Source organism: Azospirillum canadense, assembly GCF_025961225.1.
Classification (GTDB): domain Bacteria; phylum Pseudomonadota; class Alphaproteobacteria; order Azospirillales; family Azospirillaceae; genus Azospirillum; species Azospirillum canadense.
Window position 1 is genome coordinate 45,714 of sequence record NZ_JAOQNG010000009.1, and the last position, 18,524, is coordinate 64,237.

The 18,524-nt window shown below is 65.7% G+C and carries 17 protein-coding genes and 1 pseudogene; 14 read left to right on the forward strand and 4 right to left on the reverse strand.

From position 1 onward, the window contains the following. The first annotated feature begins 8 nt into the window (after positions 1 to 8). The gene (locus M2351_RS34615; protein ID WP_264660558.1) at positions 9 to 332 is read left to right on the forward strand and encodes a hypothetical protein; all 324 of its coding nucleotides are present in this window, start codon (positions 9 to 11) and stop codon (positions 330 to 332) included. Here the strand turns inward: M2351_RS34615 and M2351_RS34620 are convergent. After that, positions 329 to 1,573, reverse strand: coding sequence for an IS701 family transposase (locus M2351_RS34620; RefSeq protein ID WP_264657671.1), 1,245 nt, complete (start codon positions 1,571 to 1,573; stop codon positions 329 to 331). The two genes, M2351_RS34615 and M2351_RS34620, sit on opposite strands and share 4 nt — an antisense overlap. Between M2351_RS34620 and M2351_RS34625 the strand changes: the two genes are divergently transcribed. From M2351_RS34625 to M2351_RS34635, 3 genes are read left to right on the forward strand one after another with little or no spacing between them, the layout of a single operon-like run. Then, positions 1,572 to 3,080 (forward strand): MFS transporter, encoded by a 1,509-nt coding sequence (locus tag M2351_RS34625; RefSeq protein WP_264660559.1) that lies wholly within the window; start codon positions 1,572 to 1,574, stop codon positions 3,078 to 3,080. The genes M2351_RS34620 and M2351_RS34625 overlap by 2 nt on opposite strands. Next, complete coding sequence (soxC, locus tag M2351_RS34630) at positions 2,975 to 4,555, forward strand: sulfite dehydrogenase (protein WP_264660560.1); 1,581 nt, start codon at positions 2,975 to 2,977, stop codon at positions 4,553 to 4,555. Before M2351_RS34625 ends, soxC begins: the two co-directional genes overlap by 106 nt. Next, entirely contained in the window at positions 4,542 to 5,117 is a 576-nt protein-coding gene (locus tag M2351_RS34635) for a c-type cytochrome (RefSeq protein WP_264660561.1), read from the forward strand. The genes soxC and M2351_RS34635 overlap by 14 nt, the downstream gene beginning before the upstream one ends. Before the next feature lie 218 nt (positions 5,118 to 5,335). On the opposite strand, the gene M2351_RS34640 is transcribed toward M2351_RS34635, so the two are convergent. Beyond that, positions 5,336 to 6,685: an IS701 family transposase gene (locus M2351_RS34640; RefSeq protein ID WP_264660562.1), complete on the reverse strand. Its 1,350-nt coding sequence runs from the start codon at positions 6,683 to 6,685 to the stop codon at positions 5,336 to 5,338. A gap of 147 nt (positions 6,686 to 6,832) precedes the next feature. Here M2351_RS34640 and M2351_RS34645 point away from each other — a divergent pair, with 147 nt between their 5' ends. From M2351_RS34645 to M2351_RS34685, 9 genes and pseudogenes are all read left to right on the forward strand, one after another. Continuing rightward, positions 6,833 to 7,345, forward strand: a complete 513-nt coding sequence (locus M2351_RS34645) for a winged helix-turn-helix domain-containing protein (protein WP_264660563.1) — start codon at positions 6,833 to 6,835, stop codon at positions 7,343 to 7,345. A gap of 321 nt (positions 7,346 to 7,666) precedes the next feature. Continuing rightward, positions 7,667 to 8,609, forward strand: a pseudogene (locus M2351_RS34650) (IS110 family transposase); the annotation flags it as partial. Positions 8,610 to 8,886: 277 nt separating this feature from the next. Then, complete coding sequence (locus M2351_RS34655; protein WP_264660564.1) at positions 8,887 to 9,285, forward strand: transposase; 399 nt, start codon at positions 8,887 to 8,889, stop codon at positions 9,283 to 9,285. A gap of 39 nt (positions 9,286 to 9,324) precedes the next feature. Then, positions 9,325 to 10,401 (forward strand): IS5 family transposase, encoded by a 1,077-nt coding sequence (locus M2351_RS34660; protein ID WP_264656639.1) that lies wholly within the window; start codon positions 9,325 to 9,327, stop codon positions 10,399 to 10,401. Between the two features lie 323 nt (positions 10,402 to 10,724). Beyond that, complete coding sequence (locus M2351_RS34665; protein ID WP_264660565.1) at positions 10,725 to 11,660, forward strand: IS110 family RNA-guided transposase; 936 nt, start codon at positions 10,725 to 10,727, stop codon at positions 11,658 to 11,660. Between the two features lie 289 nt (positions 11,661 to 11,949). Beyond that, positions 11,950 to 12,138 (forward strand): hypothetical protein, encoded by a 189-nt coding sequence (locus M2351_RS34670; RefSeq protein WP_264660566.1) that lies wholly within the window; start codon positions 11,950 to 11,952, stop codon positions 12,136 to 12,138. Next, positions 12,077 to 14,176, forward strand: coding sequence for a recombinase family protein (locus tag M2351_RS34675; protein ID WP_264660567.1), 2,100 nt, complete (start codon positions 12,077 to 12,079; stop codon positions 14,174 to 14,176). The genes M2351_RS34670 and M2351_RS34675 overlap by 62 nt, the downstream gene beginning before the upstream one ends. A gap of 683 nt (positions 14,177 to 14,859) precedes the next feature. Continuing rightward, positions 14,860 to 14,994, forward strand: a complete 135-nt coding sequence (locus M2351_RS34680; protein WP_264660568.1) for a hypothetical protein — start codon at positions 14,860 to 14,862, stop codon at positions 14,992 to 14,994. A 297-nt stretch (positions 14,995 to 15,291) separates the two neighbouring features. After that, entirely contained in the window at positions 15,292 to 15,672 is a 381-nt protein-coding gene (locus M2351_RS34685) for a hypothetical protein (RefSeq protein ID WP_264660569.1), read from the forward strand. A 313-nt stretch (positions 15,673 to 15,985) separates the two neighbouring features. On the opposite strand, the gene M2351_RS34690 is transcribed toward M2351_RS34685, so the two are convergent. Both M2351_RS34690 and M2351_RS34695 read right to left on the reverse strand, forming a co-directional pair. After that, complete coding sequence (locus M2351_RS34690; RefSeq protein WP_264660570.1) at positions 15,986 to 16,327, reverse strand: hypothetical protein; 342 nt, start codon at positions 16,325 to 16,327, stop codon at positions 15,986 to 15,988. 122 nt (positions 16,328 to 16,449) lie between these two features. Beyond that, positions 16,450 to 16,848, reverse strand: coding sequence for a hypothetical protein (locus M2351_RS34695; protein ID WP_264660571.1), 399 nt, complete (start codon positions 16,846 to 16,848; stop codon positions 16,450 to 16,452). Positions 16,849 to 17,563: 715 nt separating this feature from the next. On the opposite strand from M2351_RS34695, the gene M2351_RS34700 reads away from it, so the two are divergent. Beyond that, on the forward strand, positions 17,564 to 18,361 hold the full coding sequence (locus tag M2351_RS34700) for a response regulator transcription factor (protein ID WP_264660572.1): 798 nt from the start codon (positions 17,564 to 17,566) through the stop codon (positions 18,359 to 18,361). Positions 18,362 to 18,524: the final 163 nt, after the last annotated feature.

Genomic DNA, 18,524 nt, shown 5'->3' on the forward strand with positions numbered 1-18,524 from the left:
CGGAGGTGATGGATGCGCTGCCCACACGACCGATCGACGGCAACCCCCGAGCGCTCGGATCGGACGGCGCATGGCGATCGGCGGATTCGGTGCCAGGAGTGCGGCCGGCAGTTCAACGAGCGCACCGGCTCGGTGCTGAACCGGTTGCCGGTGCCGCCGATGTGGTCTTCCTCATCGTGCTGTTGCGGCTGCGCTTGAAACCGAGCCTGCGGGACTTAGCATTACAGTTGCGCTCTGCCCTTGAGGTGAGCCTCTCTGGCGAGAGCTTGGTGGCATCGCCTCCAGGCGGACCAGGCGATCACAAAGGCCGGCTCGATGCGCCGCTGGGCTAAGCGGTTGGCAACACGACGGATCTCCTGCATCGACCAGCGGACCATCGGCGGGGTACTTTCCTCGCCGTTTTTGGGGGCGCGGCCAGGGCATCAGCCTTGTGGCGGACCACCGCGAGCAGAGCGAAAGCGAGCATCACCAGCGAGACATGCCGGTGCCAGCCATGCCAGCTCCGCGTCTCGTTGTGGTCCAGCCCGAGTTCAGTTTTGGCCGTCTCAAACGCGTCCTCGATCGCCCACCTCTGGCCCTCAACCCGGACCAGCGTGTCGATCGGGGTGCCTTCGGGGCACCAGGTCGTGAAGAACGCCAACTCACCATCGGCGGGACGCCGCCGGATCAGCAGGCCGCGCGTCCAGAGGCCCAGGCCGGGTGGCGCCCCGACATAGTCCGGATCGAGATCGGCCAGTTCCAGATAGGCCCAGTCGAACAGCCGCGGCCCCTTGCTGCCCGCGCCCGCCGACAGGCGGACCCAATCGTCCTCAGCAAGAGCCTTGGCGATGTCCTCCGCCGTGCCACCGACGTCGGGCCGCGCGCCCCAGGAGTTGAAGTGGGCGGCCCCCGTGACACCGAGCACATAGCCCTTGCCGGCACGACGCAAGGCCATCTCCAGTTCGCCGACACCGTAGACCGTGTCGGCCGCCACCCAGGCGAAGGGGACCGCCGCCTCCAGCGCCCGGCGCACCATCGCGACGGCGATGGCCGGCTTGGTGGCGAAACGGACGGCTTCGGGGACATGGGCCATGGCCAAGCGGTCCGGATTGCTGGTCCAGTCCTTGGGCAGGTAGAGCCGACGGTCGATGAAGGCGTGCCCCTTGGCCGAGACGTAGGCGGCGAAGACGCCGATCTGGCAGTTGGTGATCTTGCCCGCCGAGCCGGTGTACTGGCGCCCCACGCCACACGATGCCTTGCCCTGCTTGAGAAAGCCGGTCTCGTCGATCACCAGGGTGGCGTCGGGCTCCGTCAGGGCCTCAAGGGCGTACTCGCGCACCACGTCGCGCAGCGCGTCGGCATCCCAGGCGGTGCGGCCGAGCACCGCCTGCTGGCGCCACGGGCCCTTGTCACCCGCGGCTTCCGCGCGCATCCACCCGGTCTTACGCCGCTCCGGCCCGAGCAGCCCATCCAGGAACATGGCGGCCGAGACCGCTGTGCTGGCCTGCAAGAACAAGGGCGGCAGCCGGGACTTGACCTCGCGCAGCTCGGCAGACCACAGCTCCAGCAGGTCCTCGATCGCAATGCCGGACATGGCGACCTCCCAAAGCCCAGATCAACAGGCGGGTGGCCGCTTCATCGCAACTGTAATGCTAGACAGCGGTGCTGATATGAAATGCATTGGAGGAAACGCGTCCGTCTCCGGAGTCGTTTCACAGACGACGCCGGAGCAAACGGCGTCCGCCACCATCGCCACCCTCCTGACGCCGGAAACCTCCAAGGACAACATCCAGAACCGGCCTACCGCGTTGGCTCAGCGGCGTTGGAGTGACGATGCGGGCGTTCAGCCGATGGGCGCACAAGCTGAGCGGTGCGGGGGCTCCGGCTTACCCGAGGCTTCCGCCTCGCGGTGGTGGGTTCTGGCGACCCTCGCGCTTTGCGTGGTGTTGACGATGACCACGTGGTTTTCCGCCACGGCGGTCATCCCTCAACTGCGGGAGGCATGGGGGCTCTCGAACAGCGCAGCCGCCTGGTTGACCATCGCCGTGCAGATCGGCTTCGTGATCGGCGCGGTTGGCGTCAGCGTGCTTGGCCTGTCGGACGCTGTGTCGCCGAAGACGCTGATGGTGACCGGCGCGATGGGGGCTGCCGTTGCCAACGGCGGCATCCTTCTGGCACACGGCGCTTGGACCGCGATGGGGTTACGCATGCTGACGGGGGTTTTCCTGGCCGGTGTCTATCCGCCTTCCCTGAAGCTGATCGCCACATGGTTCACGTCAGGACGGGGGGCGGCGTTGGGCACCTTGGTCGGCGCGCTGACCCTTGGGTCGGCCGCCCCGCACCTGGTCAACGGCGTGGGCGGCCTGGAATGGGACGCCGTCATTGCGAGCACCACCGCGGCCACCCTGGCCGGAGCGCTGATCGTCGCGCTGTTCGTACAAGAAGGGCCGTATCCGTTCCCGCGCGCGGCCTTCAACCCTCGGCAGGTGACGCACATCTTCCGCAACCGCGGCATCGTGCTGGCCACCCTCGGGTATTTTGGCCACATGTGGGAATTGTACGCGATGTGGGCGTGGTACCTCGCCTTCGCGCGTGAGTATCTCAGCGGCCGCGGTCATGATGGCCAAGTCATGGGATCCCTGCTGAGCTTCACGGTTATCGCCGTTGGGGCGCTCGGCTGCGTCGTGGGAGGCCTATTGGGCGACCGCTGGGGCCGGACCACGCTGACCAGTCTGATGATGGCCCTGTCCGGAGGGTGCGCCCTGGTCGCGGGCTTTGCCTTCGACGGGCCAACTTGGCTGTTCATCCTCATCGGTCTGGTCTGGGGCTTCACGGTGGTCGCTGACTCCGCGCAGTTCTCGGCGGTCGTGACGGAGGTCGGCACCCCGCAGCTCATCGGGACCGCGCTGACCCTACAGCTCGGCCTCGGCTTCATCCTGACAGTCCCGACCATCTGGCTGCTGCCGCTCGCGGCCGATCTGTTCCGAAGCTGGCAGTGGGCGTTCGTGATCCTGCTGCCGGGACCCTGCCTGGGCGTCGTCGCGATGCTCGCGCTGCGCCGATTGCCCGAAGCCCGAAAGATCGCCGGCGGGAAACGCTGACGCGCGTTCCGCACCGAAAACAAAAGGAGGGAGGAATCTGTATGAGCAAAATGGCTCCAGTTCAGTATGACGAGAAAACGCGCCGGTACATCGACGCGATGATTGAGGCGGAAGAGCAGGACCGCGCGGCGCTCCGGGCGGCCGAAGGCAACAGCGCGGATGCGGAATGCCCGTGTCGGGAGGGAATGTTTCCAACACGGGCGCCGAGCCGCCGCCGCTTCCTCGTCGCGGCGGGCTCGACGGTGGGGGCTGGCGCCGCCGGGCTGTTGGGAGCCCGGGCCGCGGTGGCCGCCGACCGGAAGGCGCCGCCCGGGGCCGAATACTTCGATGTGCCGGACGATCCGACCAAGCAGCAGGGCCGTCCCGTGGCCGGTGACGGCGGCTATGGCACGCGCTCGCAGTTCGAGACCGAAGTCCGGCAGCGTTACCCCACGCCCAACGAGAACACCTCCTGGTCGTTGACGCCGCTCGACAAAATGCTCGGCAACCTGACCGCATCGGGGCTGCATTTCGAACGCCATCACGGCGGCATCCCGACCATCGATCCGGCCCGGCATCAACTCGTCGTCCATGGGCTGGTCGGCACGCCCAAGACCTTCACCATGGCCGACCTGAAACGCTTTCCGTCGGTGACGCGGAAGCATTTCATCGAGTGCTCGGGCAACGGCCTCACCGAGTGGAACAAGCCGACCCTGAAGACCGTCCAGGGCACCCACGGGCTGCTCAGCACCTCGGAGTGGACCGGGGTGCTTTTCGCCACGATCGCGCGCGAGGTCGGCCTGAAGGAAGACGGCGCCTGGGTTCTGGCCGAGGGTTCCGACGCCGCCGTCATGACGCGCTCCATACCCATGGAGAAGATGCTCAGGGACGCCATCATCGCCTACGGCCAGAACGGCGAAGCGATCCGCCCCGAGCAAGGCTATCCGGTCCGTCTCGTCCTGCCGGGGTACGAGGGCAACACCCACATCAAGTGGCTGCGCCGCCTGGAGGTCAGTGACAAGCCCTTCATGACGCGCGAGGAGACATCGAAATACACGGACCTGCTGGGGGACGGCAAAGCGCGGCAGTTTTCGCTCGACATGGACGCCAAGTCGGTCATCACATTTCCATCGGGCGACATGAAGCTGCCCGGGCCGGGCTTCTACAACATTGGGGGCCTCGCGTGGTCCGGCCGCGGCCGTGTCCAGTCGGTGGACGTCTCCGTGGACGGTGGGACATCCTGGTATCCGGCGCGCATCGAGTCCACACCCGAGCCGATGTGCACGGTGCGTTTCAGCTTCCCCTGGATGTGGAATGGCCAGCCGGCCGTGCTCCAGAGCCGCTGCATGGACGACACGGGCTATCTCCAGCCCACCCTGAAGGAGCTTGTGGCGATTCGGGGATCGAATGGCCCATTCGGGTCGATCTATCACCTGAATGCGATCCAAAGCTGGGCCGTAGCCGCCGACGGGAGTGTGAGCAATGTCCACGCATAAACCTTTCATCACCGCTGTCTGCGCGGTGGTTATGGCCGCATGTCCTATCGCCGCGATCGCACAGATGCCCAACGACGCTCGCTTTGGCTTCGGGACGCCGGCCAAGCCGGAGGATATGGCGCGGTATTTCTCCATTCCGCCGAGCGGGCGGGGGTTGCCGCCCGGCAATGGGACCGCGGAGCAAGGTGCCAAGGTTTACGCGGAGAACTGCGTGGCTTGCCACGGTGAGCGCCTGGAGGGCATTCCCCAACCCGGTCTCGGTGGCGACAAGCTGATCGGTGGGCGCGGGACGCTGGCGACCCAAACCCCCGTGAAAACGGTCGAGAGCTACTGGCCCTACGCCACGACGCTGTTCGATTACGTGAAGCGGGCGATGCCGTTCAGTGTGCCCGGCTCGCTCTCGGACAACGATGTCTACGCGGTCGTCGCTTACGTCTTGTCCGAGGCAAAGATTATTCAGCCGACCGATGTCATGAATGCGGAATCGCTGCCGAACGTCCGGATGCCGAACCGTGACGGCTTTGTGCCGGATGCGCGGCCAGAGGTTCAGCTCTATCACTGACCGCGTCGCCAAAGACCGATGAGGGGCATATCGTGTGTGCCTTTCATCGGCGATACGCCTTCAGTCCGATTCTGTCTCCGGCCCTTTATGGATGAGGCGCACGCAATTCGGTCCGAACCCGATGATTGCAGGTCCGTCTCAGCAAGATGGGTTTGATCTCACCGAATTCAGGTTCGCGCGGTGTAATACCGGCGACGAAAAGCGGTGACTCACTGGCACTACTTTGGCAGTTCTACTCCCGCCTGTATGGAGCGAGCCAGCACCGACAACACGGACATCGGATCGGTGCCGTCTGAAGGATGTGCGCGAGAATGGCTCGGCGCACGGCGGGCAGCGTCGGTTGCGGCGGCGGTCCGCTGTTGCGCTTTGGCCTTTTTCCCCCACTCCGGGGCGGCAGCGAGCCGGAGGTGCTGGAGGAATGCCAAGGCGATCATCACCAGAAGCGCATGATGGTGCAGGCCGGACCAGCTGCGGCCCTCGAAATGATCCAGCCCCAGCTCTTCCTTCATCTGCTGGTGTCCCTGTTCGCAGACCCAGCGCGCCTTGATCCAGGACGCCAGGGTGCGGAGCGGCGTGTCTGGGGGCAAGTTGCTCAGGTAATATTTGGTCTCGCCGGAGCCGCGGCGTTCGCCGACCAACCAGACTTCGTCACCCGGCAGCGGGGTGCCCCCGCGCTGACGCGGCCCATCAGCGACGCGGACGCGCACGGCGGCGAAATGGGCCGTGAGGGGCCCCTTCGTGCCGGTGCGCCACGTGAGGCGACGCCACACGGCGGTCTTCAGCATGGCCTGCGCGGTGACCGGCTTCTCGCTGGCGACGGCCCGCTTGCGTGGCCGACCGGTCGTGGCGACCGGCCAGGTCAGGGACACCGTGGTGGCGTACACCGCTTGCGTGCTCGTCACCCCCACCGCCCAGGCCAAGCCGCGCTGGCTGAGAGCGTGACGGAACGGGGCGCCATGGCCGTAGCCGGCATCGGCAACGACACAGCCAAACCGCACCCCCAGGGCCAGGACCCGATCCACTTCCTCGATCGCCAGCTCCGGCTTGGTCCGCGGCTTCTGCTGGGCTTCCGGCACCTGCGCGCGCCGGCACCGATCGGGCTTGCTCGTCCACTCCTCAGGCAGGAACAGGCGCATGACCATCGGGACCGGCACCTCGCGGCGGGCCAGGGTCAGGGTGACCAGGACCTGGCAGTTGGCGGTCTTGCCCACGACGCCGGCATACTGCGCGGCGACACCGACGGAATGCTCGCCCTTCTTCAGCACGGCGGTGTCGTCAATGGCCAGGATCGCATCCGGGCCGCCGACCAGCTGATCCGCCGTTCGCGCCAGGAGCGGTTCGAGCGGAGCCGTGTCCCAGGAGCGGCTGGCGATGAAGTTGTGCAGCTGGTCGTAGTCGCCGGGCGTCAACGCCGCGGCGATCGGCTGGACGCTCTTGCGTTCGGTGCGGCCGTACAGACCGCGGATGTACACCGGGGCCCAGCGCCGTCGGGCCTTGTGGCCCAGAGCGTCCAGAAACGGCTCCAGCCAAGCGTCCAACGCGGCTTCCCAGCTCCGCACCTCCAGCATGATCGCCTCCAGCGCCGGTCACCCCCTGAGCTGTACAACAGACCTCACCTCGCGCCCTCACGCGGGAACTGCCAAAGTAGTGCTGGGAGGGATACCCAAAGCCGGCAAGCCGTGATTCGATTCCCTCATTGCGATGGGGAGGAGCGAATGCCAGCGGCGTTGCCGATTCGGGAAGACCTGAGCGCGAGCGCGTTGCGCGCCTTGGCGCGGCGGGAGAGCAAAGGGCGGGTGGCGGCGCGGATGTTCGCCATCGACCATGCGCTTGACGAGGTGAGCCGGGCGGAAGCGGCGCGGCTGGCCGGTATGGACCGCCAAGCCCTGCGCGACGCGGTGGTGCGCTACAACGCCGAAGGCGTGGCCGGGCTCTATGATCGTCCTCTGCGCGGTCGGCCGGAATGGCTGAGCGAGGGCGAGCAGGCGACGCTCAAGGCCATCATCCTGGCCGGCCCCGATCCCAAGCGGCACGGCTGCGTGGAATGGACCCTGCCAATCCTGTGCGAGGTGATCGCCGAACGCTTCGCCAAGACGCTGCATCCGGCCAGCCTGTCGCGCATCGTGCGGCGGCTGAACCTGTCGAAACAGAAGACACGGCTGCGGCACCCGCAGTCCGACGCCAAGGCCCAGGCCGCCTTCCAAAAAGGGGGCTGCGCGAAGCGCTGAAGGCCGCGGCGGCTGCACACCCTGAACGCCGCCTCCAGCTCTGGTTTCAGATGCTATGAGGCGGGGCTCCGTGGATGATGGATCATAGGGATGTCCCTCATGTGCAAGGAGCCAGCGATGCCGCTTACCAGCCCCGTTGTCGACAGCACGATCTACTTGGCGCTCGAACTCAGCCGCTCCACCTGGCTCGCCGCCATGCGCTTGCCAGGGGCCACCAAGAGTGTCCTGCATCGCATAGCGGCCGGCGACACGGCGGCGCTGCTCGCGGTCATCACGACCCAGCGCGCACGCGTGGAAGCGCGCCTGGGCGCCCCGGTCGCCGTCGTCTCCTGCTTCGAGGCGGGGCGTGACGGCTTCTGGCTGCACCGCCTTCTGCTCGCCAATGGTGTGAACAACCATGTCGTTGAGCCGACCAGCATTCTGGTCAATCGCCGTGCTCGGCGGGCCAAGACGGATCGGCTCGACGCGGAGGGGCTGCTGCGGGTGCTGGCGGCTTATCACCGAGGCGATTATCAAGTGTGCAGTGTGCTTCACGTGCCAAGCCCGGCGGAGGAGGATGCCAAGCGCCCGCACCGGGAGCGCGAACACCTGGTCCAGGAACGGGTCCGGATCGAGAACCGCATCGAGGCGCTTCTGGCCACCCAAGGCATTCAGAAAAGGCATTCAGAAACGGCCATCGTTGCGCTCTTGGACGGACGATCTCGCCGCCTTACGGACGGGTGACGGGCGGGAACTGCCGCCGCATCTGCGCGCGGAGCTCGATCGTTTGCGACGGCGGCTCGTCCTCACCATGGAGTTGATCCGGGAGATCGAAGCCGAACGGACAACGGCCCTTGCGGCCTCGCCATCCGACCCGACCCAGCGGAAGATGGCGGCCCTCACCCGCATCCGCGGCATCGGCGACAACTTCGCCGCCGTGCTCACGCGCGAGGTCTTCTACCGCGGCTTCGGCAACCGCCGCCAACTCGCCAGCTACGTCGGCATCGCCCCGATGCCGCACCAAAGTGGAGCCATGGACCGGGATCGGCGGATTGGGCGAGCCGGAAACCCTCGAGCGCGGACAACCCTCATCCAGCTGGCGTGGTTGTGGCTCCGCTACCAGCCGGGAAGCGGGCTGGCGGAATGGTTCCGCAACCGTGTTGGCGAGCTCGCCGGACGGACGCGGCGGATCGCCATCGTCGCCATGGCTCGCAAGCTTCTGGTCGCGCTCTGGCGCTACCTCGAGACCGGAGTGGTGCCGGAGGGCGTCGAACTCAGGGGATAGCACATCGGCGCCGGGCGACATCGACCGGCGGCGATAAGGGAGCGCGACCGTCTTCATCATTGGCGACCGAGAGTTGCCGCGTTTCAGGTGGGTCGCGTCTCACCGGGGCCACGCCTCGTGCAAGAGGCATTCTGGTGCGGGACCGCGGCGCGGGCCCGACCGCATGTAAGGTGATGCAGCCGCGGCTGCGTGATTGATCCGCCCCGGACCTTTGCCATGGCACGACCAGGCCAGTTCATTGGCCAGCGACAGGGAGGAAAGGAATGCGCGAGACCCGTTGACAGCTGAACCCTCATGTAAGGACGAAGCCCGCATCGGCCAGAAGGGCCGCACCGCGCATCGCTGGTGGGAGCGCGGGCAGCGTCCGGCCGGGCTGTGCGACAAGCGCTTTACCTCGGCCTACCTCTACGCCGCCCTCTGCCCGGCAACCGGCGCCGACTTCGCGCTGGTCATGCCGACCGTCTCCACCGCCGGCATGAGCCTGTTCCTGGACCGCTTCTCCTGGAGCCTGGAACCGGACGTCCACGCGGTGCTCGTGCTCGACCAGGCCGGCTGGCACGGATCGCGGGCGCTGGTCGTGCCGGACAACATTACGCTGGTGCCCCTGCCGCCCTTGTGTCTTGGCAAGGCCCTAACAGGACGCGGAAAAAGGCTTTGCCCGGCCGGGCGGTCGTGATTCCCTCCGGTCGTGGAGAAAGCGGCCGGCGAGGGGACGATGCGGGGTTCGGACGAACGCAGCGAGGGTCTGTTCAGCTACGTAAGTTGCGAGGCGCGGGTTCCGGCCACCCACCCGCTGCGAGCGATCCGGGCCATCGTGGATGAAGCGCTGGAGGTGATGTCGCCAGCCTTCGAGGGTCTGTACTCGAAGATCGGACGGCCTTCGATCCCGCCGGAGAAGCTGCTGCGTGCGCTGCTGCTCCAGGCCTTCTACTCGGTGCGTTCGGAACGCCAGTTGATGGAGCAGTTGGACTACAATCTGCTGTTCCGCTGGTTCGTCGGCCTGTCGATGGATGCCCCGGTGTGGGACGTGACGGTCTTCACCAAGAACCGTGAGCGTCTGCTGGCCGGCGATGTGGCGGCCAAGTTCCTGGCCACCGTGCTGGGCCAGCCGAAGGTCAAGGCGTTGTTGTCGGACGAGCACTTCTCGGTGGACGGCACGTTGATCGAAGCGTGGGCCTCGGTGAAGAGCTTCCGGCCCAAGGACGGCAGCGGCGAGCCGCCGGGCCCGGGGCGCAACGGTGAACGCGACTTCCATGGCGAGAAGCGGTCCAACGAAACGCACGCCTCGACCAGCGATCCCGAGGCGCGGCTGTACCGCAAGGGCCACGGGCAGCCGGCGAAACTGGCCTTCATGGGCCACGCGCTGATGGAGAACCGCCACGCCCTGGTGGTCGATGTCCGGCTCACCGCGGCCACCGGCTTGGCCGAACGCGAGGCGGCGGTCTCCATGGTCGAGGCCATTCCCGGGCGCCACCGCATCACGGTGGCCGCCGACAAGGCCTATGACACCAAGGATTTCGTGGCGAACCTGCGCGAGTTGGGCGCCGCCCCGCATGTCGCGCAGAACACCAGCAACCGCCGCTCGGCGATCGACGGCCGGACCACCCGTCACCCCGGCTACGCCGTCAGCCTTCGGATCCGCAAGCGGATCGAAGAGGTGTTCGGTTGGATCAAAGCGGCCGGGCTGCGCAAGACCCGTCACCGAGGCACGGCTCGCGTCGGCTGGATGTTCACCCTGACCGCTGCCGCCTACAACCTGATCCGCCTGCCCAAGCTGCTGGCTGCAGCGTAATCGTGCCCGGAGTCCGCCTGAACGGCGGCTCCGGGAGCCTCGGAGCGAGGAAAAACGCTCCATCCCGACCAAAACGGGCGTTCAAAACGCCATCTTCAAGCCTCAGCAGAGGCGAAGGCGCTGCATCGGCCCGTTTTTCCGCATCCTGCTAAATTGATACCCGGACGGCACACCTGCAGTGTGCCGTCCGGGCTGGCCGACCTCGAGCCGCCTTTGGCGCAAAAGCCGTACTGTAGCATGACGGCGGCCAGCCTTCCTTGAAGTCCGAACGGTTGCTCGGGCACGAGCCCGCACCACAAGGAAGGAACACAAGGATGTCCAACATGGTCACGACTGCCGGAATCGATTGCGGCAAGCGCTTTTTGGATGTGGCGGTTGTCTTCAGCAGCGACAAGATCCGGGTCACCAACACGCCGGACGGGCACCAGGATTTGGTAGCTTGGCTCGCTCGGAGGGGTGTCGCTTTTGTCGGTCTGGAGGCCAGCGGTGGCTATGAACGATCGGTTCGCGATGCCTTGCGGGCCGCCGGCCTGTCGGTGCGCGTGTTCGACCCGGCTCGCGTGCGCTATTTCGCCAAGGCCAAGGGCCAGCGGGCCAAGAACGACACCATTGACGCCGCGTTGATCGCTGAGTTTACCGCCTCCCAGGCGGCTCCAGCCACCACGCCACCCGATCCGGCCCGTGAGGAACTGGCGCGCCTGGTCAAGGCACGCCGCCTGCTGGTCGACAAGCGCGTCGATCTGCGCCACGCTTCGGCCGGCGCCCCAGCCATGGCGCAGGCCGCGTTGGAAGAGGCTGCCGGGGGGCTGACTTCGGCGATCGAGGCGCTGGAAGCCGAGATCCGCAGCAGGGTCAAGGCCCAACCGGAACTGGCCGACAGAGTGGCTGCGCTCCAGACCGCACCCGGCGTCGGGCCGGTGGTGGCCACCACGCTCGCGGTTCTGCTCCCGGAACTGGGAAAGACAACCGGAGAACGCATCTCTGCCCTGGTCGGTGTTGCCCCCTTCGATCATGACAGCGGCCAATCACGCGGCCAACGCCACATAGCCGCTGGGCGCGCCGACGTTCGCCACACCCTCTACATCGCGGCCGAAGTCGCCGCCACCCACAGCAAAGGCGTGATTGCCGACTTCTACGTCCAGCTGAAAGGGCGCGGCAAACCGTCGAAGGTGGCGCTGACCGCCTGCATGCGCAAACTGATCGTGCGCCTCAACGCCATGCTTGCGAAAGGCCGGACCTGGGAGGCCGATCCCACCTGACGATGCCGACGGTCGGCGCTCGCCGCCGACCGAATGCCAAGCACACCGAACCGCGGGCGCGGACCGGTCAAGGCCGAAGCCGCCCGAAGGGCGGGCGCGCCTCGGTGCGTGCCTTGACAGGGAGCACCCACGGTTCACTCTTTCCTTCGGAAAAGGACGGTTGCTACAGTCCCGAACTGAACCCGGTCGAAGCTGCATAGGCAAGGAACCTCTGAATATGAGGTTCTGTTGACGCCACGATTGGGGCATGACGCCCTGCGCGCGCTCGCTCAGTGGGTGGAAAAGCGCCATGAGAACCCCACCCCCGATGCCGATCCATTGGCTGGACCTTCCGCTCGACCGACGCCGCCGGCTGGCTGTGTGGATCGGCCGGCTGATCCGCAAGCAGGTCGAAGCGAGCAATCCGGAGGTGGACCATGAGCGTCATCTCCCCGGCGGCGGACCCGATTCCGAGCAAGATCAACGCGCGTCATCGTGATCGTCAGGCCGTTGTTTACGTCCGACAATCGACACCCCGCCAAGTCGAACGGAACCGCGAGTCCACCCGGCTGCAGTATGCCCTCGTCGAGCGCGCCCGGGCACTGGGATGGCGCGTGGATCAGGTGGTCGTGATCGACGATGATCTCGGCCGGTCCGCCGCGTTCACGGTTGATCGCCCGGGCTTTCAGCGCTTGGTCGCGGAGGTCGGCCTCGGCCGCGTCGGGTTGGTGCTCGGCATCGAGGTCTCGCGCTTGGCGCGTTCCTGCCGCGATGGGCACCCGCTGCTCGAAATGTGCGCGTTGTTCGACACGCTCATTGCCGACGCCGACGGCGTTTACGACGCAGCGAACTACAACGATCGGCTTCTCCTCGGGCTCAAAGGCACGATGAGCGAAGCGGAGCTGCATCTGCTTCAGGCACGGCTGCTGGAAGGGCAGCGGGCCAAGGCGCAACGCGGCGAGTTGGCCATGAACCTGCCGCGCGGCTACGTCCGCCACCCCTCCGGCCAAGTCATCTTCGATCCCGACGAACAGGTCCAAGCGGTCATCCGGCTCGTCTTTGAAGTCTTCGACCGCCGTCGTTCGATGCGAGCCTTGTTGCGTTACTTGGTTGATCACGACATCCTTTTGCCCGACCGCGTCCGCTCCGGCCCGCACAAGGGCGAGGTCGGCTGGAATCGGCCGAACCGGGCGACCCTCGGCGATATGCTGCATCACCCGGGATACGCTGGCGCCTACGCGTATGGGCGCCGCCTGACCGACCATCGCCTGCGCCGTCCCGGTCAACCGCACAGTGGTCGCCGCTATCAGCCCGATCCGGAGCGCTGGATGGTGCTACGCCGCGACTGTTGGCCGGCCTACATTGACTGGGAGACCTATGAGCGGAACCAGGCGCAGATGACGGCCAACCGGATCAAGCATCATGGCGTCCCACGCGGCGGTCCGGCCCTGTTGAGCGGCTTGGTCCGGTGTGGGCGATGCGGCCATCGGATGGCACTTGCCTACTCGGACAACGGGCGGGAAGCTCGATACGTTTGCAATCATCTGGCCACAACCTTCGGAGCACCACGCTGCCAATCGATCAGCGCGCAGCCGGTGGACACGCTGGTGGCCGACCTTATGCTCGCCGCTCTGGCGCCTTCCAGCATCGAGGTGGCCCTGCAACTGGCGGAAGACCTGGAGGTTGAGCGCGCCACTCTGCACCAGCAGTGGACGCACCGCCTGGAACGGGCGCGCTATGAGGTGACGTTGGCACGACGCCGTTACGAGGCGGTGGATCCGGACAATCGTTTGGTCGCGCGAACCTTGGAGTGGGAGTGGGAAGCGGCCCTGGCGAGCGAACAGATGTTGCTCGTGGAGCACGAGCACCATTGCGCGCGCGCCCCGGTCCGGCTGAGTGAGGCTGAGCAGAGCGCGATCCGGCGCCTGGCGGAGGACATTCCAGCGCTTTGGTCGGCGCCCACCACCACGGCCGCCGACCGGCAGGCGATCGCGCGGCTGATGCTCGATCAGGTGGTGATTGAGGTGGCGGGCGCGACCGAGCACGCCCGGGTCGACTGTCAGTGGGCCGGCGGTCCGCGCACGAGCCATGATCTCATTCGCCCGGTCCGACGCTTCGAGCAATTGCGGGATTTCGACCGCCTGCTGGCCCGCCTCACCGAACTCCGCCGACAAGGCTTGGCGGCGCGGGCGATCGTGGATCAGCTGAACAGCGAAGGCTGGCGCGCTCCCAAGCGGGACCGATTCAACGAGCCCATGGTGCGGCAGCTGCTCCAGCGCCATGGGCTCGGCAACACACGGCCGATCTGGTCCGGGCAGGTGCTGCGCCGCCATGAGGACGAGTGGACCTTGCAGGAATTGTCTGAACGGCTCGGCGTCGGCCGGCAAGCCGTCTATGGTTGGCTGCGTCGCGGCCGCCTGCAAGCGCGGATGGCCAAGGTCGGAGGGCAACGGATCTGGCTGGTCACGCTTACCCAGGCCGACATCACGCGGCTCCGATCCCCCGTGTCGGTCAATGCTGGCAAACAGGAACCGTAAACAGAGAGGCGCTATGACAAACCCGTCGAGCGCGTCTGGCTGTACCTGCGCGAGCGCTTTCTGTCCCACCGGCTTCTGGACGACTACGACGCCGTCGTCCAGAACTGCTGTGACGCCTGGAACGCCCTCACCGCAACACCAGAGCGTCTACGCTCCCTCACCAGCTACCCGTGGCTCCCATGTCTCAATGCTTAGGCGCCGCGGTATTAATGCTGAGTTGATCTTTTTGAATGCGTCAGACGGGCGTTCTGCTGGAACCTTCCGGAGAGGATCTTGGTTCGGGCTCTGGACCTCCTGCGTGGTCAGATCCTTATCCTTCGCGGTCGGCATGGCGGGTCCCGTCGCAGTGCGCGCGCCGAGGTGTCGGCGGTGACCGAGCACGCTGGAGCGTATACGAGACGCGGGCGTCCTGCGTTGCGCCGCCCGCAACGGGGCCGGCATGTTGATCATGGACAGCGCCGGGCAGTGGCAGGCTTTTACACCGACATATGCCGCGCGGGATTTTAGACGGCCGTGCAACGGAATGCGCCATCGTCGTACGAACGTTAGTCGCACAAACCGAACGCCCGGCGGATCGTTTGTCCGGCTGTAATATTGTTGCGCACCTGCCCTGAGGTCTCTGCGTATCTGGTATTTGGTATACCAGACTATACTCCCTCCATCAGATCACTGGAGGACACGCCATGACGACCACGACCTTCTCCCACGCCGGTGCCGCTCACACCGCGCCGACCGCCGTGCAGGCCATCCGCGGGTTTCTGGTTTCCTGGTTCCACGCAACGCCGGTCTACATCGTTTACAGCGCCTTGGCCAAGTGAGAGGACGTTCTGGGACGTGCAGCGTTCGCTTTGATGCTGCCGCCCTGCTGATTGCCTGAAGAGATTGAGAACCGAAAAACGGGCGGCGCTCTGCGCAGCCCGTTTTCGTTTGTGCAGAAACTCTCGGCATTATCCGTCATCGACCAGAAGCGAAGAAGTTTACTGGCCTGTCGTGGTTCTCTCACGTATCCGCGCCTCGGCTTCTTGCGTTCAGGGCCAAGTTTCCTGAACGAGAGCGGATAGCTTTCCCGCTAAGGCTTTCGGCCGGCGTCTTGTCGCGATCGTCTTCTCTTCCTGATGACCAAGGAGAACTGGCCGATGCTTGGGGAAGCCATCCCGCTGAAACTGACCGGGTGGGCGTGGCTTCAAACCGGGATTGACCGCCGCATCATCGGCTGGGATGCGGACGCTTGCGCGTGGGTGGCGTCGCCGCCGGTGGCCACCGTCGGGTCGAGTGCGCTAGGAACGCCGCCGCGCCGGGCAATGACCGCGAGCCACCGCGCTGTCCAGTTGTCGGAACCAGCGCGCGTGCTGTCGGACGATATGCTGGGGGCCATCGACCAATTTCGAGCCGAGCATCACTTCGTCGCCAGCCAAAGCAACGCCGCGATTTCCGTCCGTCTGTGGTGGCCGCAGCTCACGGGTCGCTCAAGCCCGGCTTCGCGCCGATCCGCCTGAGGCTGGCGTGTGGCGTGTGGCGTGGCAAGTTCGCTGCTGCGCCCCCTTTGCCAATGGCCACGACGCGAGCGCGATCCGGATCACGCCCGAACTTCATCGGCGCGCCGAAATGGGCAGACTTCCCTCATCAGAGCGCTCGAAATGAGAACCGCTCTGGCATACGGTATCCCAAGCACGGCAGTCCTTGTCTCGGGTTGTGTTTTTCTTTGAGCTTTAAGCCGCCTTTGGGCGGCCTCATTCTTTGGCTCCGCAGGACAAACCGAGGGCCGGCGTGGTGCAAACCAATCTCCCAGTCGATTGCCCGGCAATTGCATCACTCGTGAGAGCGGGCTCCCGAAGGCTCGAATGGGCTCCGCACAATGTCCATCGCGGATATGGGAGCGGCGGCACCGGGAACGTCAAACGCCGGCATGTGGCTTTGTTCAACCACGCCGAGGAGCGACACTGCGGCGGCGCCACCGCCGATCAGCGCGGCGCCCAGAATGGCCCACCGCAACAGCCCAGCCAAGCGGCGGATCGCCTGCTCCACCAGAAACCACGTCGCCATGCCGAGGAGGAACGCGGTCCGCCCATCCAGCCCCTTCGCCTGGTCACCGACGGCCGCGATCAGGTGGCCAGCCCAGCTGATGAAGCCTTCAAAGGTCGAGATTTCCACGTTTTGCCTCCGGTGTTTGGCGCGGGACCGTAGCGCCTAAGCTGGTCCAACGACAGAGGCAGTTTTGAGGCGCAGACCATTCGCTTAGTTTCCAAGCAACGGAAGCCTTTGCGCCGGTCGTATCATTGGTCCTTACCAAACGGGATCGTCAGAATTAAGCCTGGACCACCGGGCGGCAGGATTGAGTCCTGGTTTGTTGGGGTGATCGGCATCTCGTCAGCTTGCGTTTGAGCTGCAGGCGGATCATCCAAACTAAGCCAGCCGCCCGATATTGTCGGCGTGTTGCCGGGATGAGTGGAAGAAGGAGGCAACGGTGCGAGCCGCAGGTCGCCGAGGTTGGCGCTCGGCATCTGGAACCCGGCAGTGCCTTGCTGGAAGGTGCTCGCAAGCCGCGGATTGCCGGCGGTCGAGGCTTCAGTGCCGACGCTGTTCTGCGCCAGAGCCAAGCAGCCGGACAGAGATGACAGAGAAAGGCTCAGGCCCAACCTCATGGCCGCCGTTCGCCCCATGTCGGCCTCCATTTTTGAGAAAATCATGCCGGCAGACGAAGGAGCAGGGGAGAGATCCTAAGAGATACGTCCGTCAGCGAGCAGCGGCGCGTCGATGAGCGGTAATCCTGACGATCCTTGGTGTCGCGAAGGTACAGCACCTCCTGGGTTCTGACGCCGTCCTCGCCCGAAAACGTCAAGGTTTCGAAACGGACAGCAGACTCGCGCCACTAGCCCGGCCGAGGCAGTGTTTTTCTCCACCAATTCTATTCAGAGGGTACTCCGCGGCGCGCGCGGGTCCCCCCGTGGACACCCTGGACAACGGGTTCTGCAGCCTTAGGTGTGGCTGGATATTGGACGCCGACGCTCGCTGGCTTTTGAAAACCGATTGACACCTTCTGCCGACTGAACGGCGACCGCTCAACGTCAACTCATGTCAGCCGGCCGAAGAAATCTTTCGTTCCCGAATCGTTCGACCTTGGCGTTGTTTATCCGACAACAGGCGCTATGCCCTCGATTCCGCATGAGACGGGTGGCGGTTCCGTCATCGTCCGGACCCATGGGCGATGCCTGTCCAGAAGTGCAGGGGAAAGGACATTTTTACGCCGCGTTAACCATGTCGTCCCAGAAATGTGCCTCCCTGACGCGGCCGATGGTCGCCCAATTCTCTGCAACGGTAGCGAGGACCGAACCAGTGAGCGTTTACTCTCTTCCCAGCGTTTCGTCGGTCAATCACAGCACGGCGCGCATGGCCGAGGTCATTGCCCGGGTGGCTTTGGTCGAAGCGGATGATAGCCACCGTGAATCGTTGGGCCGCAGCTTGGCGGAAGAGGGGTATGATGTCCGGTCATTCGACCGCGGCGAGGCCGCCTTGGAGTACCTGACGCACGGTGGCGAGACCGATCTCCTCTTGCTCGACTGGAACGCGCCCGGCATGGCGGCTGCCGCGCTCCTGCGACAGGTGACCTCCCGCGGGATCAGCGCCCCGGTCATTTGCCTGGCCGAAGAGGCTGAAGACGGCGACGAAGAGAGCGCGCTGGCCCACGGCGCTCTCGATTACATCGACAAGTCGCGCCGGCTGCCGATCCTCCTGAAGCGGATGTCGCTGGTCCTCGATGGCACCAAAACCAACCCCAGCGACGTGCCAGAGCAGGTTGAGAGCGAGGCGCAGGTCCAAATCCACGGAGATCTGGGACTGCGTTTGGCCCAGGGGCGTGCCTTTTGGAAAGGAACGCGCGTCGATCTTACGTTGACCGAGTTCAACATGGTCGCCCTGCTGGTCAACCGGCTGGAGAGCGACGTGTCCTACCGTGAAATCTACGACCTGGTGCACGGCCAAGGTTTCATGGCCGGGTACGGAAGCAACGGTTATCGGGCGAACGTGCGCGCCTTCATCAAGCGCATCCGGGCGAAGTTCCGCGCGGTTGATGCTGAATTCGACGGCATCTCCAATTACCCCGGCTTCGGCTATCGCTGGAACAGCACCCCGGTTGCCGGGGCTGTGGCCGTGGCCGATGACGGCAAAACGGCGCTCGCCGCCGCCTGACAGGCTGGGAGAGTGGCGCCCGACATCGATGACGCCTCGCAGGCCGACCCCTAGCTCGAGCGGGTGACCGCCCCGGTGAAGCGGCTGATCGGGGACGGCCGTTATCATTGCCGGCAACCCGCTCAACCGCATGGTCGGCTTGGCAGGCCCGAGCTACGTCGGC